We start from the raw sequence: 25,854 nt of genomic DNA on the forward strand, positions 1-25,854 counted from the left end.
GGACCGGAGCCACGTCAGACAGACCTGAATCCGCATTGCCGTAGGGCAATGCGGATTCAGGTCTGTCCGGTCGGGGGTGAGTCGGGGCCGTGGCTCAGCGAATCAGGCCGCGGTCGCGCAGCTCGCCGAGGCGCTCCTCGAGGATCGCCTCGCCCTCGCTGTCGGAGCGGCGCTCCTTGACGTAGGCCAGATGGGTCTTGTAGACCTCGGCGGTCGGCGGAGCCGGCGGGTTGTCCTTGTCCTTGCCCGCGGGGAGGCCGCAGCGCTTGCACTCCCACTGCTCGGGGATCTCCACGCCGTCCTCGACGGCGAAGGAGGGCGTCACCTCGTGGCCGTTGGCGCACCAGTAGGAGACGAAGGTCCGGGGGGCGGCCTCGCCGCGCTCGGCCTCGCCCATGGGACCGGCGCCGATGCGGCTGCCGCGGATCGCGTTTCCACCTGCCATGCGAAGCTCCTGTGGGTGCGTGACGCGTCAGGCGTCGAAGCGGTCGATGAGGCCGATGCCGACGACGGCCGTGAACCAGACGAGGCCGATGACGATCGTGAACCTCGTGAGGTTGCGCTCGGCGACGGACGAGCTGCCCAGCGACGCGGACATGCCGCCACCGAACATGTCGGACATGCCACCGCCCTTCCCCTTGTGCATGAGGATGAGCAGGGTGAGGATCAGGCCGGTGATCACGAGGATCACCTGCAGTCCGATGCGGACGGCGTTCACGCGATCAGGTCCTTGTCGGTCGGGTCTCGGGTGCGGCGTCACCGGCTGACGCCCGGGTCAGGATACCTCTGTCACATGGATGGTGGGCCAGGCCGGGGTGTGCGACACGCGGTCCCCCGCGCTTGGCCCCCTCGATCACGCGGTGAGGTGCTGCTGGTAGCGGCAGATCGAGGCGAACTCCTCGGCCTGGAGCGAAGCACCTCCGACGAGTGCACCGTCGACGTCCGCGCCGGCCATGATGCTCGCGACATTGCCCGACTTCACCGAGCCGCCGTAGAGGATGCGGACCCGGTCAGCGGTCTCGGCGGAATAGAGTTCGGCGAGCTTGCCGCGGATGGCCGCGCACACCTCCTGGGCGTCCTCGGGGGTGGCGACCTCGCCCGTGCCGATGGCCCAGACGGGCTCGTAGGCGATGACGAGCGTCGCGGCCTGCTCTGCGGTGACGCCGGTCAGGCTGCCCTCGACCTGCGCCAGGACGTGGGCCACGTGCTCGCCGGCCTGACGCACCTCGAGGCCTTCGCCGACGCAGACGATCGGAACGAGCCCGTGCCGGTAGGCGGCGACCGCCTTGCTCGCCACGACCTCGTCGGTCTCGCCGTGACCGTCGCGGCGCTCGCTGTGCCCGACGACCACGTAGGCGCAGCCGAGCTTCGCGAGGAAGGCCGCGGAGATGTCGCCGGTGTAGGCCCCGGAGTCGTGCGGGCTGACGTCCTGCGCCCCGTAGCGAAGGGCGAGCCGGTCACCCTCGACGAGCGTCTGGACCGAGCGCAGGTCGGTGAAGGGAGGGACCACGACGACCTCGACGGCGCCGAAGTCGTGCTTGGCGTCCCGCAGGGTCCAGTCGAGCTTCTGCACCAGGTGCGTACCCTGCAGGTGGTCAAGGTTCATCTTCCAGTTGCCCGCCATGAGCGGGGTCCGCGACGTGGCCATGTCAGCCCTCCTGGGCCTGGTCGAAGACGGCGATGCCCGGCAGGCTCTTGCCCTCGAGGTACTCGAGGCTGGCGCCACCACCGGTGGAGATGTGCCCGAAGTCCTCGTCGGCGAAGCCGAGCTGACGCACCGCGGCAGCGGAGTCACCACCACCGACGACGGTGAGGGCTCCCCCCTTCGTCGCCTCGACCAGCGCCCGGGCCACGGCCTCGGTGCCGGCGGCGTAGGGCGCCATCTCGAAGGCCCCCATGGGGCCGTTCCAGAAGACGGTGCGGCAGTCGGCGAGCTTGTCGGCGAAGAGCCGCGCGGACTCGGGACCGATGTCCAGTCCCATCCGGTCAGCGGGAATCGCGTCGGCCGCGACGACCTCGTGGTCGGCGTCGGCGGAGAAGGCGGTGGCCGCGACGACGTCGGTCGGCAGCACGATCTCGACCCCGTCACGCTGCGCGCGCTCGAGGTACTCGCTCACCGTGGCCAGCTGGTCCTGCTCGAGCAGGCTCGTGCCGACCTCGTGGCCCTGGGCCTTGAGGAAGGTGAAGACCATGCCGCCACCGATCAGCAGCCGGTCCGCGGTGCCGAGGAGGTTGTCGATCACCCCGAGCTTGTCGCTCACCTTCGCGCCACCGAGGACGACCGCGTAGGGGCGCTCGGGGTCGCGGGTCAGTCGCTGCAGGACGTCGACCTCGGCCCGCACCAGACCGCCCATCGCCGCCGGCAGCCGGGTCGCGATGTCGTAGACCGAGGCCTGCGCCCGGTGGACCACGCCGAAGCCGTCGGACACGTAGGCGTCGGCCAGTGCGGCCAGCTCGTCGGCGAAGGCGCCGCGCTCGGCCTCGTCCTTGCTCGTCTCGCCCGCGTTGAACCGCAGGTTTTCGAGGAGGGCGACCTGACCGTCGGCCAGACCATCGACGACCGCGCGAGCCGACTCGCCGACCGTGTCGGTGGCGAAGGCCACCGGCGCCCCGAGGAGCTCGCCGAGCCGCGACGCCACCGGAGCCAGCGAGTACTGCGGGTCGGGCGCGCCCTTGGGGCGGCCGAGGTGGGCGCAGACGACGACCCGAGCGCCCGCGTCCGCCAGGGCGGAGATCGTCGGCAGGGAGGCACGGATGCGCCCGTCGTCGGTGATCGTCTCGCCGTCGAGCGGCACGTTGAGGTCGGATCGGACGAGGACGCGCTTGCCGCGCACGTCCCCGAGGTCAGCAGTGGTCTTCACGGTGGCCTTTCGGGCGATGCGGGTGGTGGTGTGGGGGCATCGTCTCAGAGCGAGCCGCCGACGTGGGCCGCGAGGTCCACGAGGCGGTTGGAGTAGCCCCACTCGTTGTCGTACCAGCCGACGACCTTGACCTGGGTGCCGAGGACCTTGGTCAGGCCGGAGTCGAAGATGCAGCTGGCCGGGTCGGTCTCGATGTCCTTGGAGACGATCGGGTCCTGCGTGTAGACCAGCTTGCCGGCGAGCGGTCCGGACTCGGCCGCCGCGCGCATGAGCTCGTTGACCTCCTCGACCGACGTCTCCCGGCTGGCCTGGAAGGTCAGGTCGGTCGCCGAGCCGGTCGGCGTCGGGACGCGAAGGGCGTAGCCGTCGAGCTTGCCCTTGAGCTCGGGCAGCACGAGCGAGACCGCCTTGGCGGCGCCGGTGGACGTCGGGACGATGTTGAGCGCGGCCGCCCGGGCGCGCCGGAGGTCCTTGTGCGGGCCGTCCTGGAGGTTCTGGTCGGCGGTGTAGGCGTGGATCGTCGTCATCAGCCCCCGCTCGATGCCCAGCCCGTCGTTGAGCACCTTGGCCATCGGCGCCAGGCAGTTGGTCGTGCACGAGGCATTGGAGATGATCGTGTGCTGCTCGGGGTCGTAGAGGCCGTCGTTGACCCCCATGACGATGGTGATGTCCTCGTGCTTGGCCGGGGCCGAGATGACGACCTTGCGAGCCCCGCCCTCGATGTGCGCGCGTGCCTGCGTCGCGTCGGTGAAGAAGCCGGTCGACTCGATGACGACGTCGACCCCGAGGTCACCCCAGGGCAGCGCGGCCGGGTCCCGCTCGGCCACCGAGGTCACGACCGTGCCGTCGACCTCGATGCCCCCGTCGACGACCGAGACACTCCCGTCGTAGCGTCCGAGGATCGAGTCGTAGGCGAGCAGGTGGGCTTGGGTCGCGTCGTCACCCAGGTCGTTGAAGGCCACGACCTCGATGTCCGCCCCGGAGGCCTTGGCGGCGCGGAAGAAGTTGCGGCCGATCCGGCCGAATCCGTTGATGCCAACTCGAACTGTCACGCTGGGTACCTCCACGTCAGTGGTGCGAGTGCAGTCGCCGGAGCGACCCGGTCAGCACCCACCCTATGGCCTGCGTCACATCGTCTCGTCGGTGGCCCCCCCCGGTCAGCTCCAGGCCTCAGCCGTCGAGCATGTCCGAGGTCAGCGACGCCTCGGTGCCGGGGATGCCCTCGTCCTCGGCGCGCTTGTCGGCCATGGCGAGGAGCCGGCGGATCCGCCCGGCCACGGCGTCCTTGGTCATCGGGGGGTCGGCCCGCTGGCCGAGCTCCTCCAGCGAGGCGCCGGTGTGCTCCAGTCGCAGCTGACCGGCCTCGCGCAGGTGGTCGGGGATGTCGTCGCCGAGGATCTCCATGGCCCGCTGGACGCGCGCCCCGGCGGCCACCGCCGCGCGCGCCGAGCGACGTAGGTTGGCGTCGTCGAAGTTGGCCAGCCGGTTGGCCGTGGCCCGCACCTCCCGACGCATCCGGCGCTCCTCCCAGGCCATGACCGCCTCGTGGGCGCCGAGCCTGGTGAGCATCGCGGAGATCGCGTCACCGTCACGGATGACGACCCGGTCGACGCCGCGGACCTCGCGGGCCTTGCTCGGGATGCCCAGCCGCCGCGCCGCGCCCACGAGCGCGAGGGCGGCCTCGGGACCGGGACAGGTGATCTCGAGGGACGAGCTGCGCCCGGGCTCGGTGAGGGAGCCGTGGGCGAGGAAGGCTCCGCGCCAGGCGGACTCGGCGTCGCACACCGAGCCCCCGACGACCCGGGGTGGCAGGCCACGGACCGGACGCCCCTCGGCGTCGACGAGGCCGGTCTGCCGGGCGAGGGCCGGTCCGTGCTCGCCCACGGTGACGACATAGCGGCTGCCCTTGCGCAGGCCACCCGCCGCCAGCACCATCAGCTCCGACGGGTAGCCGTAGAGCTCGGCGATGTCCTTGCGCAGGCGGCGCGCGGCATGGGCCGTGTCCAGCTCGGCCTCGACGACGATCTTGCGGCTGACGATGTGCAGACCGCCGGCGAAACGCAGCAGGCTGGCGACCTCGGCCTTGCGACAGCAGGTCTTGGTCACCTCGAACCTGCTCAGCTCGTCCTTGACCTTGTCGGTCATCGCCATCGGTGGGTTCCTTCCGGTGTGCCTGTCGTGATCACGGGTGCGCGGTCACGAGAGGATGTCACGATAGGCGGCCGCGAGCCGCAGCGCATCGTGCTGCCCCGGGTGGTCGAGACGGGACAGGGGGGCGACGACGAGCTCCGCACCCAGGCTCGCGCACGCCCGGGTGAGCCGGTCACGGTCGTCGATCGTCTGCGGGTCGGCGAGCACGGCGTCGACCGTGAGGTCCGGCGCGGTCTCGTGCAGGGTCTCGATGTGCCGGGTGGCCGAGAAGCCGCGCGTCTCGGCCGTGTGCATCTCGAGGTTGAGGGTGAGGACCTTGCGCGCCCGCGCATGCACCAGCGCCTCCCGCAGCTGCGGGACGAGCAGGTGGGTGAGCACGGAGGTGTACCACGACCCGGGCCCGAGGATGATGTGGTCGGCCGCGTCGACGGCCGCGACGGACTCCGGCCGCGCGGGCGGGTTGTCGGGGACGAGCGCGATGGACTCGACGAGCCCGGTGGTGCGCGCGATCGCCACCTGACCGCGCACCGTCTCCAGCCGGGCGGGGTCCGTGGCGTCCAGACCGCTGACCTCGGCGACGAGCTCCAGGGGCACCGCCGCCATCGGCAGGACCCGGCCGCGGGCACTCAGCAGTCGCCCCACGAGGTCGAGGCCTGTCACGGGGTCATCGTGCAGCTGCCAGAGCGCGACGATGAGCAGGTTGCCCAAGGCGTGCCCGGCCAGGTCCCCGTCGCCGGTGAAGCGGTGCTGGAGCACATCGCTCCACGTCTGTCCCCACTCGCCGTCGTCGCACAGCGCGGTCAGCGCCATCCGCAGGTCACCGGGCGGGAGCACGTCGAAGTCCTCGCGCAGTCGTCCGGAGGACCCGCCGTTGTCGGCGACGGTGACGATGGCCGTCACCCGCTCGCAGACGAGGCGAAGGGCGGACAGGCTCGCCGCGAGCCCGTGGCCGCCGCCGAGGGCGACGACATCGGCGGAGCGCAGGGGGTCGGCCACGCTCACTCCTGCCCCAGGTCGCGGTGGACGACGAAGGTCGCGACGTCGGAGGACGCCAACCGCGTCGCGAGCGCCTCGGCCACCGCCACCGAGCGGTGCTTGCCGCCGGTGCACCCGACGGCGAGCGTGACGTAGCGCCGGTTTTCGCGGAGGTACCCGGCGATGACGGGCGCGAGGAGGACGTCGACGCTCTCGATGAACTCCATGGCGCCCGGCTGCGACAGGACGTACTCCGAGACTTGGGTCTCACGGCCGGTGTGCGCCCGCAGCTCCGGGACCCAGTAGGGGTTGGGCAGGAAGCGCATGTCGAAGACGAAGTCGGCGTCCAGCGGCACGCCGTACTTGAAGCCGAAGGAGAGCACCGCCAGACGCAGCCGCTCGCTCGTCTCCCCCTGGAAGATCGGGCTGATCTTGCGGCTGAGCTGGTGGACGTTGAGGCCCGAGGTGTCGACGACCGTCTCGGCGGTGGCCCGCACGTCGGCGAGGACCTCCCGTTCCTTGACGATGGCGTCGAGGAGGCGGCCCGTGCCCTGGAGCGGGTGCGGGCGACGCACGCTCTCGAAGCGCCGCACGAGCGACTCGTTGGTCGCCTCGAGGAAGAGCAGGTGGGTGAGCCAGCCGCGATCGCGCAGCGTCGCGAGGGCCGCGGTCAGGGTGTCGAAGCCCTGCGCACGCACATCGAGGACGATGCCGACCCGGACCGGCTGCCCGGAGGCGGCGAGGTCCTGGGCCCGCTCGGACGACAGCCGCAGCAGGTCCGGCAGGAGGGTGACCGGCAGGTTGTCGATGACGTACCAGCCGTGGTCCTCCATGACATTGCCCACCGTCGACCGCCCGGCACCGCTCATGCCCGTGACCACGACGACCTCGGGGGCGCCCCGCCCCTGGCCCTGGGGTGGGATGCTGGCTGCTTCGCTCACGACTGCTGCTCTCCTTCGTCGAGGACCTCGCCCGTGGTGAGGTTGACGGCGGGCTCGGTCGTCCTCCCCGCCAACTCTGCCGCAATTCGCTGTGCGAGGGCAGGTCCGATCCCGGGGACCTCCGCAAGCTCGTCCGCCGTCGCGGCGCGCACCCGCTTGACCGAGCCGAAGCGTGCCAGCAGGGCCTTGCGTCGCGCCTCCCCCAGACCCGGGATGCCATCGAGCGCGCTGCGGGTCATCGACTTGCTGCGGCGCTCGCGGTGGAAGGTGTTGGCGAAGCGGTGGGCCTCGTCGCGCAGCCGCTGCAGCAGGTAGAGCGCCTCGCTGTTGCGGGCGAGGATCACCGGGTGGTCGTCGCCGGGGACCCAGACCTCCTCGAGCCGCTTGGCCAGGCCGACGACCGCGACGTCGTCGACGCCCAGCTCGTCGAGCACCTGCTGCGCCGCCGCGACCTGCGGGGCGCCGCCGTCGACGACGACGAGGTTGGGCGGGTAGGCGAATCGCCGCGCCTCGCCCGTCTCGGGGTCGGTGGCATCGCGCTCGCGGTCCTTGAGGTGCCGCTGGAAGCGCCGGGTGAGCACCTCGTGCATCGCGGCGGTGTCGTCGGTGCGTCCGTCGACGTCACCGCGGACGATGAAGCGCCGGTACTCGGGCTTGCGCACGAGTCCGTCCTCGAAGACGACCATCGACCCGACGACATCGCTGCCCTGCACGTGGCTGATGTCGTAACCCTCGATGCGAAGGGGGGCATCGTCCAGCCCGAGAGCCTCCTGCAGCTCCTGGAGGGCCTGGCTGCGCGCGGTGAGGTCACCCGCTCGGGCGACCTTGTGCCGAGCCAGCGACTGCTCGGCATTGCGCGCCACGGTCTCCATGAGCGAGCGCTTGTCCCCGCGCTGCGGCACCCGCAGGTTGGTCGCGCTCCCCCGGCGCTCGCCCAGCCATGCGGCCACGCCGTCGGCGTCGGCCGGCAGGACCGGGACGAGGACCTCGCGGGGGACGCCTTCACCCCCTTCGCCGCCGTAGACCTGCTGGAGCAGGTGCTCGACGAGCTCGGGCAGGTCCTCGGCGTCCTTCTCCGCGACCCACCCACGCTGACCGCGGATGCGGCCACCGCGCACGTGGAAGACCTGGATGGCGACCTCCAGCTCGTCGTCGGCGAGCGCGAAGACGTCGGCGTCGGTGCCGTCGGGCAGGACGACGGCCGACTTCTCCAGTGCCTTGGTCAGGGCGGCGACGTCGTCGCGCAGACGGGCGGCCTGCTCGAAGTCGAGGTCCGCGGCGGCCGCCTTCATCTGCCGCTCCAGCCGGCGCACGAAGCGGGCCGTGTCACCGGCGAGGAAGTCGCACAGCTCCCGGGCGATGGCGCGGTGCTCGTCGGCGCTCACCCGGCCGACGCAGGGGGCGGAGCACTTGTCGATGTAGCCGAGCAGGCAGGGGCGGCCGGACTGCTCGGCCCGTCGGAAGACGCCCTTGCTGCAGGTGCGCACGGGGAAGACCCGCAACAGCAGGTCGAGGGTCTCGCGGATCGCCCAGGCGTGGGCGTAGGGGCCGAAGTAGCGCGTCCCCTTGCGCTTGGCCCCACGCAGCACCTGGGCGCGCGGGTAGTCCTCGCCCATGGTCACCGCGAGGTAGGGGTAGGACTTGTCGTCGCGGTACTTGACGTTGAAGCGCGGGTCGAACTCCTTGATCCACGCGTACTCCAGCTGCAGCGCCTCGACCTCGGTCGCGACGACGGTCCACTCGACGCTGGCCCCGGTGCGCACCATCCGCGAGGTGCGCGGGTGCAGGGCCGAGATGTCCTGGAAGTAGGAGGACAGCCGCGAGCGCAGCGACTTGGCCTTGCCCACGTAGATGACCCGCCCGTGCTCGTCACGGAAGCGGTAGACGCCGGGGTCCGTCGGGATCGACCCGGGAGCGGGGCGGTAGGTCGAGGGGTCTGCCACCCTCCGACCCTACGAGACGGTGATCTGGTCGCCGTCGACGGTCGCGGTCCTGGCGGTGAGCCCCTCCGTGGCCGGCCCCTTGAGGACCGACCCGTCGGTGAGGTCGAACTCGCTGCCGTGGCAGGGGCAGACGATCGCCTCGGTCGTCACCCGGGTCACCGCGCAGCCCTGGTGCGGGCAGGTGCTATCGAAGGCCTTGAACTCCCCCGCGCTCGGCTGGGTGACGACGACCTGGCCCTCGACGAGACCGCCGCCCTCGGGGACGTCGGCGGCCGCGACGCTCACGCTGTCGCCGGACGATGCCGAGCCTCCTGCGCCACTGCCGCCGCTCCCCCCTTCGTCCCCGCCGCAGGCCGAGAGGGCCACGGTGCTGCCGGCTGCGGCGATGGTCAGTGCGGTGCGTCGCGTCGTCGTCATGTCGGGCCTCGGATCGTTGGAGGAACGGAACCCGATCATCCCACCGCCACCTGTGCATGCACCATGCATGACCCGTCGGTAACCCGTCTGGACGACCACTAGGTAACGAGCAGGACACGGCTGCCCCCAATGTGGGTCAGAACATAGTCAGACCGGATTACTGTCCCTCCACAGCCCGCGACACCCAGGTCGCCGGCCGCGGCCCCAGGGCCACACTTCTTCATCAGGAGGACACGTGATCAGGCGTTCCGTCATCTCAACGGGGGCGACCATGCTCGTCGCCACCATGGCCCTGTCCGCATGCGGGACCCGCGGCGGTGACAGCGGCGGTTCCGGAGACGGCGACGGCGGGGGCGACAAGAAGGTCGTGAAGATCGGCGTCATCTCGCCGCTCTCGGGCGACCTGTCCGCTCTCGGTCTCGGCATCCAGCACTCGGTCGAGCTCGCGGCCGAGCAGGCCAACGAGTCCGGTGACCTCGGTGACTGGGAGATCGAGGTCGTCGCCCAGGACGACGAGGGCAAGCCCGAGGTCGGCAAGAACGCCGCCTCCCAGCTGGCCTCGGACGACGAGGTCATCGGTGTCGTCGGCACCCTCAACAGCTCGGTGGCCGGCCCGGTCCAGCCGATCCTCGACAAGGCGAAGATCACCATGGTCTCGCCGGCCAACACCAACCCGACCCTCACCCGGGGCGCCAAGCCGGACGACTCGCCCGAGCGCGTCTACGCCAGCTACTACCGCGTGTGCACGACCGACACCGTCCAGGGCCCCTTCGCCGCTCGCTACCTCTACAACGAGGCCGGCATCAAGGAGCTCGCGACGGTCCACGACAAGAAGACCTACGGCCAGGGCCTCGTCGACGCCTTCACCAAGGAGTACAAGAAGCTCGGCGGCAAGGTCGTCGCCGCCGAGACGATCAACCCCGACGAGGACAAGTACGACGCCGTCGTCTCCTCGCTCAAGGCCAAGGACCCCAAGGCCGTCTACTACGGCGGTGAGTACCCGCAGGCCGCCCCGCTGAGCCAGCAGCTCAAGGCCGGTGGCCTCAAGGTGCCGCTCATGGGTGGCGACGGCATCTTCTCGCCCGAGTTCATCAAGCTCGCGGGCGACGGCTCCGACGGCGACCTGGCCACCTCGGTCGGCGCTCCCACGGAGAGCCTGGACGCCGGCAAGAAGTTCCTCGAGGACTACGAGGCTGCCGGCTACAGCGACCCGGCCGAGGCCTACGGTGCCTACGCCTACGACGCCGGCCAGTCCATCATCGAGGCGATGAAGGTCTCGCTCAAGGACGCCGACACCGTCGAGGACGCTCGTCAGGCGACGATCGACGCGATGGCCGACGTCGAGTTCGACGGAGTCACCGGCAAGGTCTCCTTCGACGAGTACGGCGACAACACCACGCGAGTCCTCACCGCCTACGAGGTCAAGGACGGCGAGTGGACGGACGTCCTCACGGAGGAGTTCAAGTGATCGATGCGGTCATGACCTGCACGGTCTGACCGCAGGTGGGGCGGGGTGTTGACGCACCCCGCCCCACCCCTGCCAGCCCCCTTCGCCATCCGTCGCCCACCCCTCGACGCCCCGTGGTGGCCGCACGACCTGCGGCCACGCCCAGGAGGACACGTGGAACAAGTCGCCCAGCAGATCGTCAACGGTCTGACCATCGGGTCTTTGTACGCACTCATCGCCGTCGGCTACACCGTCGTCTACGGCATCATCCAGCTCATCAACTTTGCGCACGGCGAGATCTTCATGATCGGCGCCTTCGGCGCCCTGTCGACCTCGCTGATCCTCTTCCCGGGCACCACCGCCCTGTGGACGCTGCCGCTCATCCTCATCGGGGCCATCGCCGCCTCGGTCACCGTGGCCGTCGTCATGGAACGCGTCGCCTACCGGCCGCTGCGCAGCGCGCCACGACTGGCCCCGCTCATCACGGCCATCGGCATCTCCGTCTTCCTGCAGGAGCTGGTCCGGGTCGGCTACAACGACCCGACCCTCTTCGTCTCCGACGTCAACCCCTTCGACTTCCCGTCGGCGAAGCAGAAGGTCGTCTTCCCCCGGGTCGACGGGATCTCCGGTGAGGCCTTCAACCTCGGCGGGGTCACGCTCCAGCGGCCGGCGCTCTTCACCATCGCCTGCCTGGCGATCTGCGCCGTCGGCCTCTGGTACTACATCAACCGCACCCGCACGGGCCGCGCGATGCAGGCCGTCTCCCAGGATCCCGACACCGCTCGCCTCATGGGCATCAACGTCGACCGGATGATCGTCACGGCCTTCGCCGTGGGCGCCGCGCTGGCCGCGATCGCCGGCGTCGCCTACGGCCTGCAGACGACCAACATCAACTTCAAGATGGGCTTCATCTACGGCCTCAAGGCCTTCACCGCCGCCGTCCTCGGCGGCATCGGCAACATCCAGGGCGCCGTCGTCGGCGGCCTCGTCCTCGGTGTCCTCGAGGCCATGGCCATCCAGTACCTGCCCGGCGGCTCGCCGTGGAAGGACATCTGGGCCTTCTCCATCCTCATCCTCGTCCTCGTCTTCCGACCGCAGGGCATCATGGGCGCAAAGGTGGTGGACCGCGCATGACGACGCTGTCTCGCAATCCCCGGCTCGGCGGCATCCTCGCCGTCGTCGGTTCAGTCCTGCTCATCGTCTCCGGGCTGCTCTCGTGGAGCTACGAGCCCATCTTCGGCGACATCTCCATCCGCTTCTGGCCGGTCACGCTGCAGGTCTACGCGATGCTCCTGGGCGCCCTGGCGCTCCTGCTCGCGCTCGTGGCCGCCGGGCCGCTCAGCAGCTGGTCGGAGTACATCGACCCCGCGCGCGGCCTGCGCACGCTCGGCATCACCGGCGTCGCCTTCTCCGCCGTGTCCCTGCTGGCCATCACCATCGAGACCTCCGGCCTGATCAATGCCAACGAAGGGGTCTGGGTCGCACTGGTCGCCTCGCTCCTCATCACCGCGGGCGGCTACCTGCGCGCGGAGACCAAGGTCCTCGACCCGGCCGTCGTCGAGCTGCCGGCTTGGCTCGAGATCATCATCATCGCGCTGCTCCTCGGTGCCGCCCTCTACGTCGCCCAGTACGCCCTCAAGCGTCCTGAGCCGTGGGTCCTGCTGCTGCTCGTCCTGGCCCTCATCGGCGCCACCCTGACGATCACCCGCTCCAACCTCGGGGCATGGCTCGGCGGGGTCACCGGGCGGCACCGCCGGGTCTTCACCTTGGCAACCTTCGTCGTGGCGCTCGCCTTCCCCTTCACCCAAGGCGGCTCCGAGGCCAACCTGACGATCGCCGGCAATGTCCTGATCTTCGCGGCCACCGCGTTGGGTCTGAACATCGTCGTCGGCCTGGCCGGCCTGCTCGACCTGGGCTACATCGCCTTCCTCGGTGCCGGTGCCTACGTCGGGGCCTCGATGTCGATGTCGGCCTTCGCGACGATCGGCTGGAAGCCACCCTTCCTCGTCGTCATGATCATCGGTGGGCTCGTCTCGAGCATCCTCGGCCTGATCATCGGCTCCCCGACGCTGCGGGTCTCGGGCGACTACCTCGCCATCGTCACCCTCGCCTTCGGTGAGATTTTCCGGTTGGCGATGTTCAACCTCGACGGCACGTCGGGCCCGATGATCACCCGTGGGTCCAACGGCATCAACGCCATCCCCGACCTGAACTTCTTCGGGTTCAACTTCGGCGACACGCACACGTTCTTCGGCATCGACATCCCGCGGGCGGGCAACTACTACTTCGTGCTCATCGCGCTCATCGTCTTCGTCATCGTCGTCTTCTCCCACCTCAACAACTCGCGCATCGGTCGTGGGTGGGTGGCCATCCGTGAGGACGAGCGGGCCGCCGAGGCCATGGGCGTCAACGTCTTCGGGCTCAAGCTGCTCGCCTTCGCCGGTGGTGCCTCGCTCGCGGGCATGGCCGGCACGGTCAAGGCCCACATGGACCAGGCGGTCTCACCGGACAGCTACATCTTCCTCGAGTCCGCCTTCCTGCTCGCCGCCGTCGTCCTCGGCGGCATGGGCACGGTCGGTGGCGTCCTCATCGGCGCGGCGATCCTGAAGTTCCTGCCCGAGAAGATGCGTGACCTCGACGAGTACCGGCTGCTGATGTTCGGGCTCGTGCTCGTCATCATGATGCGGTTCCGCCCGGAGGGGCTCATCGCGAACAAGCGTCGACAGCTGGAGTTCCACGACGACGACGAGGAGCTGGCCGGGACACTGGTCATCGACGAGCTGGAGGCAGCCAAGTGAGCACCGCAACCGACACCCCGACCGCTCCGCCGGCGAAGGGGGACGCCGGGGTCATCCTCGATGCCCGCAACGTCACCATGCGCTTCGGTGGTCTCGTGGCCGTGGGCGACGTGTCGATGGAGGTCCGCGAGGGCGAGATCGTCGGCCTCATCGGCCCCAACGGCGCCGGCAAGACGACCTTCTTCAACTGCCTCACGGGCATGTACAAGCCCACCGAGGGTCAGGTCTCGCTCTTCGGCACCCAGATCCCGCCGAAGCCTCGGGCCGTGGTCCGGGCCGGCATGGCGCGTACCTTCCAGAACATCCGTCTCTTCGGCAACATGACCGCCCTCGAGAACGTCATGGTCGGGCGCTTCTGCCGCACCTCGTCCGGAGCCTTCACCTCGATCATCCGGGGTCCGAAGTTCCGTCGCGAGGAGCGGGAGACGACCGAGAAGGCGCACGAGCTGCTCAAGTACGTCGGCCTGGGCAGCAGCGCCCACCTGCTCGCTCGCAACATGCCCTACGGCGACCAGCGCCGCCTCGAGATCGCCCGCGCCCTCGCGACCGATCCCAAGGTGCTGCTGCTCGACGAGCCGACCGCCGGCATGAACCCGCGCGAGACCGAGCAGGCCATGGAGCTGATCTTCAAGATCCGCGACTCCGGCCTGGCGGTCGTCGTCATCGAGCACGACATGCGCTTCATCTTCAACCTCTGCGACCGCGTGCTCTGCCTGGTGCGGGGTGAGGTCCTCGTCCAGGGCACCCCCGGTGAGGTCCAGTCAGACCCACGGGTCATCGAGGCCTACATCGGTGGGGCCGAGGACGAGGACGAAGAGGTCGCCCCTCTCGAGGTCGAGACGACCTTCAGCGCGGCCACGGACGAGGAGGAGGGCCGATGAGCGCAATGCTCGAGGTCAAGGACCTGGAGGTCTCCTACGGCAAGATCGTCGCCGTCAAGGGCATCTCATTCAGCGTCGACGAGGGCGAGGTCGTCACCCTCATCGGCACCAACGGCGCCGGCAAGACGACGACGCTGCGCACGATCTCCGGGCTGCTCCGGCCGAGCGGTGGCGAGATCCTCTTCCGCGGGGAGCGCATCGACAACACCGCCGCGCACCAGATCGTGGGCATGGGCCTGGCCCACTCCCCCGAGGGTCGACGGATCTTCCCTCGGATGACCGTTGAGGAGAATTTGCGTCTGGGTGCCTTCGGTCGCCGGGACAAGGAGGTGGGCAAGGACATCCAGGCCGCCTACGAGCTCTTCCCGATCCTCGGAGAACGTCGGGACCAGCCGGCCGGCACGTTCTCCGGTGGCGAGCAGCAGATGCTCGCCATGGGCCGCGCGATGCTCTCGCGTCCCAAGCTCCTCATGCTCGACGAGCCCTCCATGGGTCTCTCGCCGATCATGATGAAGCGGATCATGGCGACGGTGAAGACCCTGCAGTCCCAGGGCACGACGATCCTGCTCGTCGAGCAAAATGCCCGTGCGGCACTCAAGCTCGCGACCAAGGGCTATGTGCTCGAGGTGGGCAAGATCGTCACCCAGGGCACCGGCCACGAGCTGCTCCACTCCGACGAGGTGCGCAAGGCGTATCTCGGCGAGGACTAGCTCGTCCCACCCTGCCCGTCCCGGTCGATCGCGGCCGGGACGGGCAGGGTCGCGCCGTGCGGAGCGGGCACCGTGCGGTGCGCTCAGCCGCAGCCGGACTCACCTTCCCGCCTGTCAGCCGGCCTTCTTGGCGCGGCGGGCTGCTGCGGTCGCCTTGCTGGAGACCGTCGCCTTCGTCTTGGCCGGGGTCCTCGCGGCAGCTGTCTTCTTCGTGGCTGCGGTCTTCTTCGCAGCGCTCTTCTTCTTGTCCGTCGCCTTCTTGGTGGGGGGCGGAGTGCCCTCGACGAGCTCGCCGACGATCGGCTGCGTGGCGCTCTTGGCGAGGACCGGGGCGAGGAACTGCCCCGTGAAGGACGCAGGGACGGCGGCCACCTGCTCGGGGGTGCCGGTGGCGACGACGGTGCCTCCCCCGGAGCCTCCCTCGGGGCCCATGTCGACGATCCAGTCGGCGCACTTGATGACGTCGAGGTTGTGCTCGATGACCAGGACGGTGTTGCCCTTGTCGACGAGCCCCTGGAGGACGAGCAGCAGCTTGCGGATGTCCTCGAAGTGCAGACCGGTCGTCGGCTCGTCGAGCACGTAGATCGTTCGGCCGTTGGAGCGCTTCTGCAGCTCGGCGGCCAGCTTGACGCGCTGTGCCTCACCACCGGAGAGCGTGGTCGCCGGCTGGCCGAGGCGGACGTAGCCGAGGCCCACGGCGTTGAGCGTCTTCATGTGCCGCGCGATGGCCGGGACCGCGGCGAAGAAGTCCTCGGCCTCCTCGATCGGCATGTCGAGCACCTCGGCGATGTTCTTGCCCTTGAAGTGCACCTCGAGCGTCTCGCGGTTGTAGCGCGCACCGTGGCAGACCTCGCACGGGACGTAGACGTCCGGCAGGAAGTTCATCTCGATCTTCAGGGTGCCGTCACCGGAGCAGGCGTCGCAGCGACCGCCCTTGACGTTGAAGGAGAAGCGTCCCGGCTGGTAGCCGCGGACCTTGGCCTCGCTCGTGGCGGCGAAGAGCTTGCGGACGTGGTCGAAGACGCCGGTGTAGGTCGCCGGGTTGGACCGCGGGGTGCGCCCGATGGGGCTCTGGTCGACGTGCACGACCTTGTCGAGGTGCTCCAGCCCGGTGACCGTCTTGTGCCGGCCCGGGACCCGCCGGGCGCCGTTGAGCTTGTTGGCCAGGACGTTGTAGAGGATGTCGTTGACGAGCGTCGACTTGCCGGAGCCCGAGACGCCCGTGACGGCGATGAAGTTGCCGAGCGGGAAGTCGACCTCGACCCCGGCGAGGTTGTGCTCGCGGGCGCCCTTGACCGTCAGCTCACGGCCGGGTTCCTGGGGCCGGCGTACCTCGGGGACCGGGATCTCCAGCTCGCCCGCGAGGTAACGGCCGGTGACCGAGCGCTCGCTCGTCAACAGCTCCGCGAGTGGGCCCGAGTGCACGACGTGCCCCCCGTGCTCACCGGCGCCCGGACCGATGTCGACGACCCAGTCGGAGGCCGCGATGGTGTCCTCGTCGTGCTCGACGACGATGAGTGTGTTGCCGAGGTCACGCAACCGGGTCAGCGTCTCGATGAGTCGGTGGTTGTCCCGCTGGTGCAGACCGATGCTCGGCTCGTCGAGCACGTAGAGCACGCCGACGAGGCCCGACCCGATCTGCGTGGCCAGACGGATGCGCTGGGCCTCGCCGCCCGACAGCGTGCCGGCCGCGCGCGACAGGGAGAGGTACTCCAGACCCACGTCGAGCAGGAACCCGAGTCGGGCGTTGATCTCCTTGATCACCTGCTCGGCGATCTGCCGCTCACGGTCGGAGAAGTCGACGGTGTCGAGGAAGCCTGCGGCCTCACGGATCGACAGTGACGAGACATCGGCGATGCTGCGGCCACCGACGAGGACGGCGAGCGACTCGGGCTTGAGGCGGGTGCCCCGGCAGGTCGGGCACGGGATCTCCCGCATGTAGCCCTCGTACTTCTCCCGGCTCCAGTCCGACTCGGTCTCGGTGTGGCGGCGCTTGATGAAGGGGATGACCCCCTCGAAGCCCGTGCTGTAGGAGCGCTCCCGGCCGAAGCGGTTGCGGTACTTGACGTGCACCTTGTGGTTGCGCCCCTCGAGGAGCGCCGCGCGGGCCCGGCTCGGGAGCGCCCGCCACGGGGTGTCCATGTCGAAGCCGAGGTCGTCGCCCAGCGCTGCCATGGTCCGCTGGAAGTACTGCGCGGACTGCGTGCCCTGGGCCCACGGGGCAATGGCACCCTCGGCCAGCGTCAGGTCGTCGTCGGGCACGACGAGCTCAGGATCGACCTCGAGCTCGGTGCCCAGACCGGTGCACTTGGGGCAGGCGCCGAAGGGAGAGTTGAAGGAGAAGGAGCGCGGCTCGATCTCGTCGATGTTCAGCGGATGGTCGTTGGGGCAGGCCATCGTCTCGGAGTAGCGGCGCTGTCGCTGCGGGTCGTCCTCGTCGAGGTCGACGAAGTCGATGACGAGCACGCCCCCGGCGAGCCCCAGCGCGGTCTCCACCGAGTCGGTGACCCGCTGCTTGGCGGCCCGGTCGTCCGGCCCCTTGGACACGAGGCGGTCGACGACGACGTCGATCGTGTGCTTGACCTGCTTTTCGAGGGTGGGGGGCTCGGCGAGCGAGACCACCTCGCCGTCGACCAAGGCCCGGCTGTAGCCCTTGGTCCGCAGCTCGGCGAAGAGGTCGACGAACTCGCCCTTGCGCGAGCGCACGACGGGCGCCAGGACCTGGAAGCGGGTGCGCTCCGGCAGCTCGAGCAGCCGGTCGACGATCTGCTGCGGGCTCTGCCGGGTGATCGGCTCGCCGCAGACCGGGCAGTGCGGCCGCCCGACGCGCGCGAAGAGCAGACGCAGGTAGTCGTGGACCTCGGTGATCGTGCCGACGGTCGATCGCGGGTTGCGGTTGGTCGACTTCTGGTCGATGGAGACCGCCGGCGACAGGCCCTCGATGAAGTCGACGTCCGGCTTGTCCATCTGGCCGAGGAACTGCCGCGCATAGGCCGACAGCGACTCGACATAGCGGCGTTGACCCTCGGCGAAGATCGTGTCGAAGGCCAGCGACGACTTGCCCGAGCCGGACAGGCCGGTGAAGACGACGAGCGAGTCGCGCGGGATGTCGACGTGGATGTCTTTGAGGTTGTGCTCACGGGCCCCCTGGACGACGATCCGGTCGTGCAGGCGGGAGCCAGAAGCCTTGGCAGCAGTCACGCCCTCCACCTTAAGTGGCGCCACCGACAACGCCGCCAGGCCTCCGGCGAGGCGGCCGCTGCAGGGCCTAGCCTGTCCGGATGAGTACCCCGATCGAGGACTACGCCGCCATCGGTGACACCGAGACCGCCGCCCTGGTGTCGAAGGGGGGATCCGTCGACTGGCTCTGCCTCCCCCGTTTCGACTCCTCCTCCTGCTTCACCGCGCTCCTCGGCACCCCCGAGCACGGTCGGTGGCTCATCGGGCCGGTCGGCAAGGCGACGACGACCCGCTCCTACCGCGGCGACTCCTTCATCCTCGAGACGGTCCACCGCACGGCGACCGGCACCGTGCGGGTGACCGACCTCATGCCGCTGGGCGACGGCCGGGCCGACCTCGTGCGCGTCGTCGAAGGACTCGAGGGCGAGGTGGAGATGGAGCACGAGTGGGTCGTGCGCTTCGGCTACGGCCGCATCCGGCCCTGGGTCGCGCACTCCCCCGGCCACGAGCTCGACGACGAGGTCATCACCGCCATCGCCGGCAACGACATGCTCGTCCTGCGTGGCTCCCGCCTGCCGCGCCCCGACGGCCACCACCACCGCGACCGCTGGACCGTGCGCGCCGGCGAGCACTACAACTTCTCCACGACGTGGTTCGCCTCCTACAAGGCCATCCCGCCGCCGCTCGACATCAGCTCCCGCATCGGGGCCACCCACGAGCGCTCGTCGCAGTGGGCCTCCCGCTGCACCTACGAGGGCCCCTACCGGGCCGAGGTGGTCCGGTCGCTGCTCACCCTTCGCCTGCTCACCGACACCCGCCGGGGCGGCATCGTCGCGGCCGCGACCACCAGCCTTCCGGAGGACTTCGGCGGCGTGCGCAACTGGGACTACCGCTACTGCTGGCTGCGCGATGCATCGCTCACGCTCGAGGCCCTGCTGAAGTCCGGCTACGTCGGCACGACCAAGCTCTGGCGTGACTGGCTCGTCCGGGCGATCGCCGGGGACCCCGAGGACATGCAGATCATGTACGCCGTCGACGGCGGACGCGAGCTGCCCGAGCACGAGCTCGACCATCTGCCCGGCTACGCCGACAGCCGCCCCGTCCGCATCGGCAACGGCGCCGTCGACCAGAAGCAGACCGACGTCCTCGGCGAGGTGATGATCGCCCTCGAGGACGCTCGGGCCCAGGGTCTGCAGGAGTCGCCCCAGTCGTGGGCCGTGCAGCGCTCGCTCGTCAACAACCTCGCCGAGCACTGGGACCAGGCCGACAATGGCCTGTGGGAGATCCGTGGTCCGCTGCGCCACTTCACCCACTCCCGGGTCATGGTCTGGGCCGCCTTCGACCGGGCCATCCGGGCGGTGGAGGTCCACGGCTACGAGGGCGAGGTCGAGCTCTGGCGCGACCTGCGTGAGCGGGTTCGCGCCGACGTCCTCGAGCGTGGCTGGAACGACGCCAAGCAGACCTTCACCCAGCACTACGACACCGACGAGGTCGACGCCTCCCTCCTGCTCATCCCGATGGTGGGATTCCTCCCGCCCGACGACCCTCGGGTCCTCGGCACCGTCGCCGCGGTCGAGCGCGACCTCATGCGCGACGGGTTCCTCCTGCGCTACCGCACGGAGAGCGGTGTCGACGGGCTCGCCGGCGACGAGCACCCCTTCCTCGCCTGCTCGTGGTGGCTCGTCAGCGCCTATGCCCTCACCGGACAGCTCGACAAGGGCCACGCGCTGATGCAGCGCCTGTGCGGCCTGCTCAACGACGTGGGCCTCGTCGCCGAGGAGTACGACGTCGAGGGCGACCGCCAGGCCGGCAACTTCCCGCAGGCCTTCAGCCACCTGACCCTCATCGGCGCTGCCTATGCCCTGCGCGACGCCGAGGCCGCCACCCCCGACGAAGGAGACCCCGCATGAGCACCCCCACCGACGCCTACGACTCGGACGTCCAGCCGGGCGGCCCGTGGTCGACCCGCGAGCTGGCCCACCTGACGATCCGCAAGATGGCCGTCTCGCAGATGCACAACAACGTCTACCTCCTCACCTGCCGCGCCACCGGCGAGCAGCTGCTCGTCGACGCCGCGGACGAAGGGGAGCGCATCCGTGAGCTCGTCGCCGCCGGTGGGTCGGGCCTCGCCCAGCTGGTGACGACGCACCAGCACTGGGACCACGTGCGTGCCCTCGAGGAGACCGCTCAGACCTTCTCCCCCACGACCCAGGCGGGCGAGGACGACGCCGACGCCCTGCCGCTCGCGCCCGACGTGCGACTGCAGCACGGCGACACCGTGCGCTTCGGCGAGATCACCCTCGACGTCGTCCACCTGCGCGGGCACACCCCGGGCTCGGTGGCGCTGGCCTACGTCGACCCGCAGGGGCACACGCACCTCTTCACCGGGGACAGCCTCTTCCCCGGCGGTGTGGGCAACACCAAGATGGAGGGGCAGAGCTTCGACGCGCTCTTCGCCGACGTCACCCAGCGGGTCTTCGACGTCTACGACGACGACACCTGGGTCTACCCCGGCCACGGCTCCGACACCACCCTCGGCGTCGAGCGCCCGCACCTCGACGAGTGGCGCGAGCGCGGCTGGTGAGGGTCAGTGGGTCGTGGCGACCTTGGCGCTGAAGCCGATCATCGCCGCGCCCATGCCCCCTTCGATCCGTCGACGCACCCGCGGGGCGGACAGGAAGGACCGGGCCCGGTCGGCGAGCAGCACGACCGTCGACAGGTAGAGCGACCCGAGGGCCACGAGGCTCAGGGCGTAGAGCGCGAGGACGGGCAGACCGGCGCGGTCACCGACGAACTGCGGCAGCACGGCGAGGTTGAAGGCCAGCACCTTGGGGTTGGTGATGTTGCACAGGAAGCCCTGGGCGAAGAGCCGACCCCGACCGCCACGCCCGCGCGACTCCGGCTCCCGGGCGGCCTCCGCCGAGACGTCCCCGCGCCAGGCCGTCCACAGCGCGTGGCCACCCAGCCACAGGAGATAGGCCGCACCCACCCACTTGACCGTGAGGAAGAGCGGCTCACTGGCGACGATGATCGCGCCCAGCCCACCGGCTGCGAGCAGGCCCTGCACGGCGCCCGCACAGCTCACTCCGACCATGGTCAGCAGCCCGGCACCACGCCCGCGGACGAGCGCGGCACGCAGGGTGAGTGCGGTGTCCGGACCCGGGGCGATCGTGATGACGAGGACCAGGGCGAGGAAGGACAGATAGGTCGCCATGGGGCGAAGACTAGGGTGACGCCGTGAGACGTGTCGATGCCGTTCCAGCCCCGCTCCTCGTGCTCGCCGGAGTGGTGTCTGTCCAGTTCGGCGGTGCCCTCGCCGCGACCCTCGTCCCGCAGATCGGCGCCGCCGGATCCGTCGTCCTCCGGCTGCTCATCGCGACCGCGCTGCTGCTGCTCTTCGCCCGACCGAGATGGCGCGGTCACCGCCCCCGGGACTGGGCCACCGTGGGCTGCTTCGGGCTCGCGCTCGGCCTGATGAACTTCGCCTTCTACGCCTCGCTCGGGCACCTGCCGATCGGCGTCGCGGTGACCATCGAGTTCATCGGACCGCTGACGCTCGCGGCCGTGCTCTCCCGCCGCCCCCGCGACCTCCTCGCGGTCGCCGCGGCCGGCGTCGGGGTCGTGCTCATCTCGCAGGCCCTGAGCCTCCCCTTCGCCGACCTCGAGCGCACCGGCATCGTGCTGGCGCTCCTCGCGGGTGCCTGCTGGGCCGCCTACATCGTCTTCTCCGGTCGCACCGGCGCTGCCTTCCCCCAGCTGGAGGGGCTGGCGCTGGCCATGGTCGTGGCGACCGCCGTCGTCCTGCCCTTCGGCATCTGGGACGTGAGCGTCCACGGCACCTCGGCCTGGGACGGCACCGTCCTGCTCAAGGGACTGGGGATCGCCGTGCTCTCCTCGGTGCTGCCGTACTCCCTCGAGCTGCTCGCGCTGCGGCGGCTGGCCCCCGCCGTCTTCGGGATCCTGCTCAGCCTGGAGCCCGCGGTCGCCGCGCTCGCGGGTCTGCTGGTCCTCGGCCAGCGGCTCGACCCCGTCCAGCTCACCGGGATGGCCCTCGTCGTGCTCGCCAGCTTCCTCGTCCTCGGTCTGGGCGCCGGCAGGAGGCGCCAGCCGGACCTGCCCGCCTGAGCGGCCCTCCGTGACGGCAGCACGAAGGGGGTGGCCCACCTCGCGGTGAGCCACCCCCTTCGAGGTGCGGTCGGGCGTGCGGTCAGTGACTGGAGTCGATGCCCTGCTTGGCGTCCCTGTTGGACTTCCAGAGGCTGGCCACGGTCGTCACGCCGAGGATGAGGACGATCGCGCCGAGCGAGACGGTGATCGGGATCTCCGGGACGCCCACGTGCTCGCCGCCGTTGATGAAGGGCAGCGTGTTCTCGTGGAGGGCGTGCAGGATGAGCTTGACGCCGATGAAGGCGAGCAGGACCGACAGACCCAGGCTCATGTAGACGAGCTTCTTCAGCAGGCCACCGATGAGGAAGTACAGCTGCCGCAGACCCATGAGGGCGAAGAGGTTGGCCGTCAGCACGATGTAGGGCTCCTTGGTGAGGCCGTAGATCGCCGGGATGGAGTCGAGCGCGAACAGCAGGTCGGTCATGCCCAGGGCGATGACGACGATGAAGATCGGGGTCGCGACGCGCTTGCCGTTCTCCTTCGTGAAGAGCTTGGAGGACCACTCGGTCGTGCTCGGCACGGTGCGCTGGAACCACTTGATGATGCCGTTGGGCTCCCAGTCGTCCTCCTCGTCGTGGCTCTCGGTCGCGAGCTTGACGGCGGTGTAGATGAGGAAAGCGCCGAAGATGTAGAACACCCAGGCAAACTGGTTGATCGCGGCCGCGCCGACGAAGATGAAGATCGTCCGCAGGACGATGGCGATGATGATGCCCCAGAGCAGCGCGGTCTGCTGGAAGCGTCCGGGGACCCCGAACTTCGCCATGATGATGATGAAGATGAAGAGGTTGTCGATCGAGAGCGAGTACTCGGTCAACCAGCCGGCGAAGAACTCGGTGCCGCGCTCACCACCCTCGGCGTACCAGAGGCCGATCCCGAAGAGGACGGCCGCCGAGACGTAGATCCCGAGGACGGTCGCGACCTCGCGCGTGGAGGGCACGTGCGGGTTGCGGGCGACGTGGATGACGTCGAAGGTGAGCACCGCCGCCGCGACAGCGAGCGTGAGCAGCCACGCCCAGGTCGGCACGTCCATGGTGCCGCCGCTGATGATCGCGGGTTGGAGAGTGGAGATGGTGGACAAGGGGAACCTTCCGGACAGGGGTCATGCGTCCGGAGGTCTCTCCCACCCGTGTGGGCCGATGCCCCGGGTCGGCGGACCGACCGTGCTGACGAGACATCGCTGGGGGATACTCCCCTCCGCTGGCTTCTCGAAGTCTCTCACGTCACACCACGCGATGCGGGTAACGCGAGCCATCTGGGACCGGGACCCGTGGTGACACCCTAGCGGGTCGCGGCCGTCATCTGCCGCAGCTCCTTCTTCAGGTCGCCGATCTCGTCGCGCAGCCGGGCTGCGAGCTCGAAGTGCAGGTCGGTCGCCGCCTGGTGCATCTGGTCGGTAAGCTCCTGGATGAGTCTGGCCAGCTCGCTCGCCGGCAGGTCGCGCTCGCGCCGCGCCGCGCTCTCGTCCGCAGCCGCAGCACTCTTGCCCTTGCCGCGGCTCTGGCTGCGCCCCGAGCCGAGCAGCGCATCGGTGTCGGCGTCCTCGCGCTGCAGCATGTCGGTGATGTCGGCGATCTTCTTGCGCAGGGGCTGCGGGTCGATGCCCCGCTCGCGGTTGTAGGCGATCTGCTTGTCGCGGCGGCGCTGGGTCTCGTCGAGCGCCTCCTGCATCGAGGGGGTCACCTTGTCGGCGTACATGTGGACCTGGCCGGACACGTTGCGCGCTGCACGACCGATCGTCTGGATGAGCGAGCGGGCACTGCGCAAGAAGCCCTCCTTGTCGGCGTCGAGGATGCTCACGAGCGAGACCTCGGGCAGGTCGAGCCCCTCGCGCAGGAGGTTGATGCCGACGAGGACGTCGAACTCGCCCAGCCGCAGCTCGCGCAGCAGCTCGACCCGACGCAGGGTGTCGATGTCGGAGTGCAGATAGCGCACCCGCACGCCCTTGTCGAGGAGGTAGTCGGTGAGGTCCTCCGCCATCTTCTTGGTCAGGGTGGTCACGAGCACCCGCTCGTCACGCTCGGCACGCTCGCGGATCTCGTGGAGCAGGTCGTCGATCTGACCCTTGGTCGGCTTGAGCACCACCTCCGGGTCGATGAGGCCGGTCGGGCGGATCACCTGCTCGACGTGTCCGTCGGCCTTGGCCATCTCGTAGTCGCCCGGCGTGGCCGAGAGGTAGACCGTCTGGCCGATGCGCTCGAGGAACTCCTCCCAAGTGAGCGGGCGGTTGTCCATCGCGCTCGGCAGGCGGAAGCCGTGGTCGACGAGGGTGCGCTTGCGGGAGGCGTCACCCTCGTACATCGCGCCGATCTGCGGCACGGTCTGGTGCGACTCGTCGATGACGAGGAGGAAGTCCTCGGGGAAGTAGTCGAGCAGGCAGTTGGGGGCCGAGCCGGGAGAGCGCCCGTCGATGTGCATCGAGTAGTTTTCGATGCCCGCGCAGCTGCCGACCTGGCGCATCATCTCGATGTCGTAGGTCGTGCGCATGCGCAGCCGCTGGGCCTCGAGCATCTTGCCCTGACGCTCGAGCGTGGCCAGCTGCTCCTCGAGCTCACGCTCGATGCCGGTGATGGCCCGCTCCATGCGCTCGGGGCCCGCGACGTAGTGGGTCGCCGGGAAGACGTGCACAGTCTCCTCCTCGCGGACCACTTCCCCCGTCAGCGGGTGGAGGGTGTGGATGGCCTCGATCTCGTCGCCGAAGAACTCGATCCGGACGGCGAGCTCCTCGTAGACCGGGATGATCTCGACCGTGTCGCCGCGCACCCTGAAGGTGCCGCGGGTGAAGGCCAGGTCGTTGCGGGTGTACTGCATCGTGACGAACTGCCGCAGCAGCTCGTCACGGTCGATCTCGTCACCGACGCGCAGGTTGACCATGCGGTCGACGTACTCCTGCGGGGTGCCGAGGCCGTAGATGCACGACACGGAGGCGACGACGACGACGTCGCGACGGGTCAGCAGGCTGTTGGTGGCGCTGTGCCGCAGCCGCTCGACCTCCTCGTTGATCGAGCTGTCCTTCTCGATGTAGGTGTCGGTCTGCGGGACGTAGGCCTCGGGCTGGAAGTAGTCGTAGTAGCTGACGAAGTACTCGACGGCGTTGTTGGGGAGCAGCTCGCGGAACTCGTTGGCCAGCTGGGCAGCCAGCGTCTTGTTGGGCGCCATGACGAGCGTCGGCCGCTGGACCTCCTCGATGAGCCAGGCCGTCGTCGCCGACTTGCCCGTGCCCGTCGCACCGAGCAGGACGATGTCCTCCTCGCCCGCGCGCACCCGCCGTGCCAGCTCGGCGATCGCGGTCGGCTGGTCGCCGGCCGGCTCGTACTCGGAGATGACCTCGAAGGGAGCCACCGTGCGTTGCAGATCGGTCACCGGGCGCATGGTGTCCACCGTAG

The 25,854-nt window shown here is 69.8% G+C and carries 22 protein-coding genes; 8 read left to right on the forward strand and 14 right to left on the reverse strand.

The window, feature by feature from the left end:
• Positions 1-94: 94 nt before the first annotated feature.
• The 10 genes from B9B60_RS11780 to B9B60_RS11825 all read right to left on the reverse strand — a co-directional run bounded on the left by B9B60_RS11780 (position 95) and on the right by B9B60_RS11825 (position 9,288).
• On the reverse strand, positions 95-445 hold the full coding sequence (locus tag B9B60_RS11780; RefSeq protein ID WP_072624684.1) for an RNA polymerase-binding protein RbpA: 351 nt from the start codon (positions 443-445) through the stop codon (positions 95-97).
• A gap of 27 nt (positions 446-472) precedes the next feature.
• Positions 473-718 (reverse strand): preprotein translocase subunit SecG, encoded by a 246-nt coding sequence (gene secG, locus B9B60_RS11785; protein ID WP_072624685.1) that lies wholly within the window; start codon positions 716-718, stop codon positions 473-475.
• A gap of 135 nt (positions 719-853) precedes the next feature.
• The gene (gene tpiA / locus B9B60_RS11790) at positions 854-1,648 is read right to left on the reverse strand and encodes a triose-phosphate isomerase (RefSeq protein WP_084451659.1); all 795 of its coding nucleotides are present in this window, start codon (positions 1,646-1,648) and stop codon (positions 854-856) included.
• 1 nt (position 1,649) lies between these two features.
• Complete coding sequence (locus B9B60_RS11795) at positions 1,650-2,861, reverse strand: phosphoglycerate kinase (protein WP_084451660.1); 1,212 nt, start codon at positions 2,859-2,861, stop codon at positions 1,650-1,652.
• 44 nt (positions 2,862-2,905) lie between these two features.
• Complete coding sequence (gene gap / locus B9B60_RS11800) at positions 2,906-3,913, reverse strand: type I glyceraldehyde-3-phosphate dehydrogenase (RefSeq protein ID WP_084451661.1); 1,008 nt, start codon at positions 3,911-3,913, stop codon at positions 2,906-2,908.
• Positions 3,914-4,031: 118 nt separating this feature from the next.
• Positions 4,032-5,012: a DNA-binding protein WhiA gene (whiA, locus tag B9B60_RS11805; protein ID WP_084451662.1), complete on the reverse strand. Its 981-nt coding sequence runs from the start codon at positions 5,010-5,012 to the stop codon at positions 4,032-4,034.
• A gap of 45 nt (positions 5,013-5,057) precedes the next feature.
• Complete coding sequence (locus B9B60_RS11810) at positions 5,058-6,008, reverse strand: gluconeogenesis factor YvcK family protein (RefSeq protein ID WP_084451663.1); 951 nt, start codon at positions 6,006-6,008, stop codon at positions 5,058-5,060.
• Positions 6,009-6,010: 2 nt separating this feature from the next.
• Positions 6,011-6,928, reverse strand: coding sequence for an RNase adapter RapZ (rapZ, locus tag B9B60_RS11815; protein WP_084451664.1), 918 nt, complete (start codon positions 6,926-6,928; stop codon positions 6,011-6,013).
• Complete coding sequence (uvrC, locus tag B9B60_RS11820) at positions 6,925-8,871, reverse strand: excinuclease ABC subunit UvrC (RefSeq protein ID WP_084451666.1); 1,947 nt, start codon at positions 8,869-8,871, stop codon at positions 6,925-6,927. The genes rapZ and uvrC overlap by 4 nt, the downstream gene beginning before the upstream one ends.
• A gap of 9 nt (positions 8,872-8,880) precedes the next feature.
• Positions 8,881-9,288: a Rieske (2Fe-2S) protein gene (locus B9B60_RS11825; protein WP_084451668.1), complete on the reverse strand. Its 408-nt coding sequence runs from the start codon at positions 9,286-9,288 to the stop codon at positions 8,881-8,883.
• Positions 9,289-9,523: 235 nt separating this feature from the next.
• Between B9B60_RS11825 and B9B60_RS11830 the strand changes: the two genes are divergently transcribed.
• From B9B60_RS11830 to B9B60_RS11850, 5 genes are all read left to right on the forward strand, one after another.
• Positions 9,524-10,756, forward strand: a complete 1,233-nt coding sequence (locus B9B60_RS11830; RefSeq protein ID WP_072624693.1) for a branched-chain amino acid ABC transporter substrate-binding protein — start codon at positions 9,524-9,526, stop codon at positions 10,754-10,756.
• A gap of 153 nt (positions 10,757-10,909) precedes the next feature.
• Complete coding sequence (locus B9B60_RS11835) at positions 10,910-11,869, forward strand: branched-chain amino acid ABC transporter permease (RefSeq protein ID WP_084451670.1); 960 nt, start codon at positions 10,910-10,912, stop codon at positions 11,867-11,869.
• Positions 11,866-13,533: a branched-chain amino acid ABC transporter permease gene (locus B9B60_RS11840; RefSeq protein WP_084451672.1), complete on the forward strand. Its 1,668-nt coding sequence runs from the start codon at positions 11,866-11,868 to the stop codon at positions 13,531-13,533. The genes B9B60_RS11835 and B9B60_RS11840 overlap by 4 nt, the downstream gene beginning before the upstream one ends.
• Positions 13,530-14,414, forward strand: coding sequence for an ABC transporter ATP-binding protein (locus tag B9B60_RS11845; protein ID WP_084451674.1), 885 nt, complete (start codon positions 13,530-13,532; stop codon positions 14,412-14,414). Before B9B60_RS11840 ends, B9B60_RS11845 begins: the two co-directional genes overlap by 4 nt.
• A gap of 5 nt (positions 14,415-14,419) precedes the next feature.
• Positions 14,420-15,124: an ABC transporter ATP-binding protein gene (locus B9B60_RS11850; protein ID WP_255494300.1), complete on the forward strand. Its 705-nt coding sequence runs from the start codon at positions 14,420-14,422 to the stop codon at positions 15,122-15,124.
• 114 nt (positions 15,125-15,238) lie between these two features.
• Here the strand turns inward: B9B60_RS11850 and uvrA are convergent, their stop codons facing one another.
• Positions 15,239-18,334, reverse strand: coding sequence for an excinuclease ABC subunit UvrA (uvrA, locus tag B9B60_RS11855; protein ID WP_407656480.1), 3,096 nt, complete (start codon positions 18,332-18,334; stop codon positions 15,239-15,241).
• Between the two features lie 71 nt (positions 18,335-18,405).
• On the opposite strand from uvrA, the gene B9B60_RS11860 reads away from it, so the two are divergent.
• Complete coding sequence (locus tag B9B60_RS11860; protein WP_084451678.1) at positions 18,406-20,214, forward strand: glycoside hydrolase family 15 protein; 1,809 nt, start codon at positions 18,406-18,408, stop codon at positions 20,212-20,214.
• Positions 20,211-20,888 (forward strand): MBL fold metallo-hydrolase, encoded by a 678-nt coding sequence (locus tag B9B60_RS11865; RefSeq protein WP_084451680.1) that lies wholly within the window; start codon positions 20,211-20,213, stop codon positions 20,886-20,888. Before B9B60_RS11860 ends, B9B60_RS11865 begins: the two co-directional genes overlap by 4 nt.
• 3 nt (positions 20,889-20,891) lie before the next feature.
• Here B9B60_RS11865 and B9B60_RS11870 read toward each other — a convergent pair whose 3' ends face one another.
• Positions 20,892-21,518 (reverse strand): LysE family translocator, encoded by a 627-nt coding sequence (locus B9B60_RS11870; protein WP_084451682.1) that lies wholly within the window; start codon positions 21,516-21,518, stop codon positions 20,892-20,894.
• A gap of 23 nt (positions 21,519-21,541) precedes the next feature.
• Between B9B60_RS11870 and B9B60_RS11875 the strand changes: the two genes are divergently transcribed.
• The gene (locus B9B60_RS11875; protein WP_223277583.1) at positions 21,542-22,429 is read left to right on the forward strand and encodes an EamA family transporter; all 888 of its coding nucleotides are present in this window, start codon (positions 21,542-21,544) and stop codon (positions 22,427-22,429) included.
• 82 nt (positions 22,430-22,511) lie between these two features.
• Here the strand turns inward: B9B60_RS11875 and B9B60_RS11880 are convergent, their stop codons facing one another.
• Both B9B60_RS11880 and uvrB read right to left on the reverse strand, forming a co-directional pair.
• Positions 22,512-23,501: a TerC family protein gene (locus tag B9B60_RS11880; protein ID WP_084451832.1), complete on the reverse strand. Its 990-nt coding sequence runs from the start codon at positions 23,499-23,501 to the stop codon at positions 22,512-22,514.
• Positions 23,502-23,749: 248 nt separating this feature from the next.
• The gene (uvrB, locus tag B9B60_RS11885) at positions 23,750-25,840 is read right to left on the reverse strand and encodes an excinuclease ABC subunit UvrB (protein ID WP_084451834.1); all 2,091 of its coding nucleotides are present in this window, start codon (positions 25,838-25,840) and stop codon (positions 23,750-23,752) included.
• Positions 25,841-25,854: the final 14 nt, after the last annotated feature.

Origin of the sequence: Janibacter indicus (assembly GCF_900176385.1) — a bacterium.
Classification (GTDB): Bacteria; Actinomycetota; Actinomycetes; order Actinomycetales; family Dermatophilaceae; genus Janibacter; species Janibacter indicus.